Here is a 4,424-nt window from a genome sequence, read left to right on the forward strand (position 1 = left end):
AAGAATGCTGCACGGTCCATTTTTCATAGACAAGCCCGTGCAGTGGCCACTCAACAGCCGTCGCCACCTGCGTCTGACAGACCAGAGCATGACGCTCCGCCCAGAGGAACACTTCCGTGAACAGCCTGCTTCTGAACTGCGATATCGGCGAAAGCTTCGGCCCCTGGACAATGGGGATGGATGCCGAGGTCATGCCCTATATCGACTGTGCCAACATCGCCTGCGGCTTCCACGCGTCGGACCCCAGCACCATGCGCAAGACCGTGGCTCTGGCCGTCAGCCATGGTGTGCGCATCGGTGCCCACCCGGCCTATCAAGACCTGGTCGGTTTCGGCCGTCGTTCGATGGATTGCTCGGCGCAGGAGGTCGAGGACCTGCTGCTCTACCAGATCGGCGCCCTCGAAGCGCTCTGCCGCAGCCAGGGCAGCCGCGTCAGCTATGTCAAACCACACGGCGCGCTGTACCAGGACATGATGCGCAAACCGGACACCCTACGTGCAGTCATGCGCGCCGTCGCCAGCTATGACAGGAGCCTGCCGGTGATGCTGATGACCACTCGCGACAACCGCCAGGCGCAAGCCATCGGCGACGAATTCGGCATTACCCTGTGGTTCGAGGCCTTCGCCGACCGCGCCTATGACGCGGCCGGCTTTTTGGTCGCACGCAGCCAGCCCGGCGCGGTGCACCACGACAGCGACGTCATCGTCAACCAGGCCACCACCCTGGCCAAGGGCGATGCACTGCTCGCCAGCGATGGCAGCGCCCTGCCCCTGCAGGCCCACACCCTGTGCGTGCATGGCGACAACGCCGGTTCGGTCGCCGCGGTACGGCGCATCCGCCAAGCCTTCGACGCATTGGCCCAGGCATGACAGCGCGCGCCCCTGTGCCCCGGCTCGAAGTTGCCGGCATCGATAGCTTGATCCTGCGCCTGTTCGACAGCATCGAAGAAAGCAACATGCCTTGGCTGCTGGCCGCCAGCCAACGTCTGCGCAGCAGTTTCGGCGATGCGCTGATCGACCTGGTACCGTCCTACACCACCTTGCTGCTGCACTACGACCTCCAACGCAGCAGCGCGTCCCAGGCCCGTGAGCTGATCACTCAGGCGTTCGCCGACCTGCAACCAGCCAGCACCGCAGGGGGGCGCTGTCACAGCTTGCCGACCTGGTACGACCGCAGCGTCGGTCCGGAGCTGCCGCTGCTGGCGCAACGCAGCGGCCTCAGTGAGGTCGAGGTCATCCGCCGCCACAGCAGCCATGAATACCAGGTGTTTGCCCTCGGCTTCGCCCCAGGTTTCGCCTTCATGGGGTTGGTCGAGGAAGTTCTGGCCACACCCCGTCTGAGCACCCCGCGCAAACGCATCGCGCCCGGCAGCGTAGGCATTGCCGAACGCCAGACTGCGGTCTATCCAGTGGTCTCACCGGGTGGCTGGAACCTGCTCGGCCGCAGCCCGGCAAAACTCTTCGACCGCAGTATCGACGGCTACAGCCTGTTGCAGCCAGGCGACCGGGTGCGTTTCGAGCCCATCGACCACGCCGAATTCATCCGCCTCGGTGGCGATGACAGCCCTCTGGAGGCGATGTAATGAGCCACTCCCCCCTGACTGGCGGGTTGCGCGTCGAACGCAGCACGCCCTTTATCCAACTGCAGGATGCCGGTCGCTTCGGTGTGCGCCACCTGGGCGTGACCCAGAGCGGCGCCCTGGACTGGATATCCATGTACTGGGCCAACTGGTTGCTGGGCAATCCGCTCGGCGCCGCAGTACTGGAGATCACCCTGGGCAATCTCAACCTGCTCTGCGAACAGGACGCTTGCCTGGCCCTGGCTGGTGCGGACCTCGGCGCCAGCCTGGACGGCCAGCCACTGGCACCCTGGCGCAGCTTCAACGTGCGCCAAGGCCAACAGCTCAAGTTTGCCCAACCACGTCATGGCGCGCGCGCCTACCTGGCGGCTCCGGGCGGCTTCGATGCCCCCAGCGTGCTCGGTAGCTGCGCCAGCATGGCCCGCGAGGAACTGGGCGGCTTGCAGGGTAACGGCAAACCACTGGCAACCGGCGAGCGGCTGACTTGGCCCGGTACGGGGCTGCGGCAACGCAGCATAGATGAGCGACTGATTCCTGTATTCACGCCCTCACCGCGCCTGCACTTGGTCATGGGCGCGCAAATCGGCGACTTCAGTGGGCAGAGTTTGTTCGACGTATTCAATAGCGCCTGGAAGATTGATTCACGCTCCGATCGAATGGGCATGCGCCTGCTCGGCCCACGGTTGCAATGCCGCCGTTCAAGCATGGTTTCCGAAGGGATTCCACTGGGCGCCGTGCAGGTGCCACCCGATGGCCAGCCGATTGCCCTGCTCAATGATCGCCAGACCATCGGCGGCTACCCGCGCCTCGGCGCCCTCACCCCCCAAGCAGTCGCACGCCTGGCGCAGTGCCTGCCCGGTGAGGAGCTGCGCCTGGCGCCTGTGCAGCAGGAATCGGCGCAAGACGCGCACCTGCGCCTGCTCAATCAATGGCGGCAAGACTGAGGGCTATCTCGACGGTTCTTTCCGAAGCACCTCGCCAGGCGCCTGTCGCGTGGCGAGAATGCCGAGCCATGCAAGTTAGAGGCTTGGAGCTAAAGCGCGAACGGAAATATCGCGTGGCGGGCTTGCAGCAATACGTCTGTTCCAGCTCGTATACGCTGCAGTAAATAGACTGCTTACGTTGAACCAGGCGGAGAGAAGACCCATACCATGATCGAACTGCGCGGTATCGAAACCTTTTATTGGATTGCCACGCTCGGTAGCTTTCGTGCGGCATCCGAGAAAATGCACACGAGCCAGCCGGCCGTATCGCAACGCATCTCACAGCTCGAAGATGCGCTGGGAGTCAGTTTATTCGACCGCGATAAACGTGGCACCCGTCTCACCGCAAAAGGCCAGGCGCTTCTGGCCCATGCAGAACGCATCCTGCAGATGAAGCACGACATGCTGCTGGTGGCCCGCGCGCAGAACGTGGTCAGTGGCCGGCTGTGCATCGGCGTCGCCGAAACCATTGTGCAGACCTGGCTGCCGGCCTTGCTCGAACGCGTGCATACGACCTTTCCCGATTTGGTTCTGGAGATCGAGGTGGACACCACGCCAGTGCTGCGTTCGCACTTGCTCGCCAGGCAGATCGACCTGGCCTTTTTGATGGGGCCACTGTCCGATCCGAACGTCGAGAATCTGCCACTGTGCCGCTATCCGCTCGCCTGGGTCGCCAGCACACGCTTGCAGCTGGGCGAGGAGCCCCTGTCCCTGGAAGAGGTCGCAGCCTGGCCAATCATCACCTACCCCTCGGGCAGCAAGCCTTATCAGGTGGTTCGCGAGATGCTCACGCAACGGGGCGTACGCACACCGCGCATGTATGGATCGGCCTCACTCAGCATGGCCGTCCGGATGACGCTCGATGGCATCGGCACCTGTGTCATCGCCCCGATTTGTCTCGGCAAAGAACTGGCTGAAGGCCACCTGCGCTTGCTGCAGGTCGACGCTGGAGTGCTGCCCAATCTCGCTTTCACCGCGACCTGGCTGCATGGCACCGACAGCCATGTAGCCGCGGCAATCGCCCGCCTGGCCGTACAGGTTTCCGCCTGTGAGGAAGGTGGCGAAGGGAGTGCTGATCCGTTTTGCTTATGAGCTCTAATCCGAACATCCGATTAGACAACCCGGCGCTTCTGCAATGAAATGAGTTTGCCACATTTCACTTCTGGAGCTCCGATGTCTACTGCGACCACTGCCTCTGAAAGCCTTTGCATACGCCTGCAAGCGCGTCGTGGTGAACTGACCGGGTCAACGGCCAACCTTGCGCCGGGCCATGTGCAAGTCAACCTGGCCATCCTGCCCCGCGCCCTCGCGGCCGACTTCCTGATGTTCTGCATGCGCAACCCGCGCTCCTGTCCGCTGGTTGGTGTCTCGGAAGCTGGAGATCCACACATCCCGGCACTGGGCCACGATCTTGATATCCGTACCGATGTGCCGCGCTACCGGGTATGGCACGACGGTGTAATGCAGGAAGAACTCACCGACATCAGCCACCTCTGGCATGACAACCTGGTGACCTTCGCCATTGGCTGCTCATTTTCCTTCGAGGATGCGCTGATCGCCGACGGCATCGAGATTCGCCATATCGCCAGTGGCAGCAATGTACCCATGTACCGCACCTCGATTCCAACCGTGAAGGCCGGCCCTTTCGCCGGTCCGATGGTGGTGTCCATGCGCCCGATGAAGGCGGCGGATGCAATCCGGGCCATCCAGATCACCTCGCGTTTCCCATCCGTACACGGCGCCCCAGTCCACCTTGGAGACCCGAGCGAGATCGGCATCGCGAACTTGGCGCGCCCCGACTACGGCGATCCGGTCGAAGTACGTTCCGGAGAACTGCCCGTGTTCTGGGCCTGTGGCGTCAC

The 4,424-nt window shown here is 63.2% G+C and carries 5 protein-coding genes; all 5 read left to right on the forward strand.

The genetic code is table 11. The features are described 5' to 3' along the window. Positions 1 to 116 precede the first annotated feature (116 nt). The gene (locus tag ABZE94_RS20650) at positions 117 to 869 is read left to right on the forward strand and encodes a 5-oxoprolinase subunit PxpA (protein ID WP_372877982.1); all 753 of its coding nucleotides are present in this window, start codon (positions 117 to 119) and stop codon (positions 867 to 869) included. After that, positions 866 to 1,582, forward strand: a complete 717-nt coding sequence (locus tag ABZE94_RS20655; RefSeq protein ID WP_372877984.1) for an allophanate hydrolase subunit 1 — start codon at positions 866 to 868, stop codon at positions 1,580 to 1,582. Before ABZE94_RS20650 ends, ABZE94_RS20655 begins: the two co-directional genes overlap by 4 nt. After that, positions 1,582 to 2,523 (forward strand): biotin-dependent carboxyltransferase family protein, encoded by a 942-nt coding sequence (locus tag ABZE94_RS20660; RefSeq protein WP_372877986.1) that lies wholly within the window; start codon positions 1,582 to 1,584, stop codon positions 2,521 to 2,523. Before ABZE94_RS20655 ends, ABZE94_RS20660 begins: the two co-directional genes overlap by 1 nt. A 207-nt stretch (positions 2,524 to 2,730) precedes the next feature. Continuing rightward, positions 2,731 to 3,654, forward strand: a complete 924-nt coding sequence (locus tag ABZE94_RS20665) for a LysR substrate-binding domain-containing protein (RefSeq protein WP_372877988.1) — start codon at positions 2,731 to 2,733, stop codon at positions 3,652 to 3,654. An 81-nt stretch (positions 3,655 to 3,735) separates the two neighbouring features. Then, positions 3,736 to 4,424, forward strand: a 689-nt coding sequence (locus tag ABZE94_RS20670) for a putative hydro-lyase (RefSeq protein WP_372877990.1), incomplete at its 3' end; no start/stop codon positions are given.

It is taken from the genome of Pseudomonas sp., assembly GCF_041601375.1.
GTDB lineage: Bacteria > Pseudomonadota > Gammaproteobacteria > Pseudomonadales > Pseudomonadaceae > Aquipseudomonas.

Excerpts from the sequence above, each read along its gene's own strand:
- ABZE94_RS20655 (WP_372877984.1), top strand. The coding sequence starts at position 866 with ATGACAGCGCGCGCCCCTGTGCCCCGGCTCGAAGTTGCCGGCATCGAT.
- ABZE94_RS20660 (WP_372877986.1), top strand. The coding sequence starts at position 1,582 with ATGAGCCACTCCCCCCTGACTGGCGGGTTGCGCGTCGAACGCAGCACG.
- ABZE94_RS20665 (WP_372877988.1), top strand. The coding sequence starts at position 2,731 with ATGATCGAACTGCGCGGTATCGAAACCTTTTATTGGATTGCCACGCTC.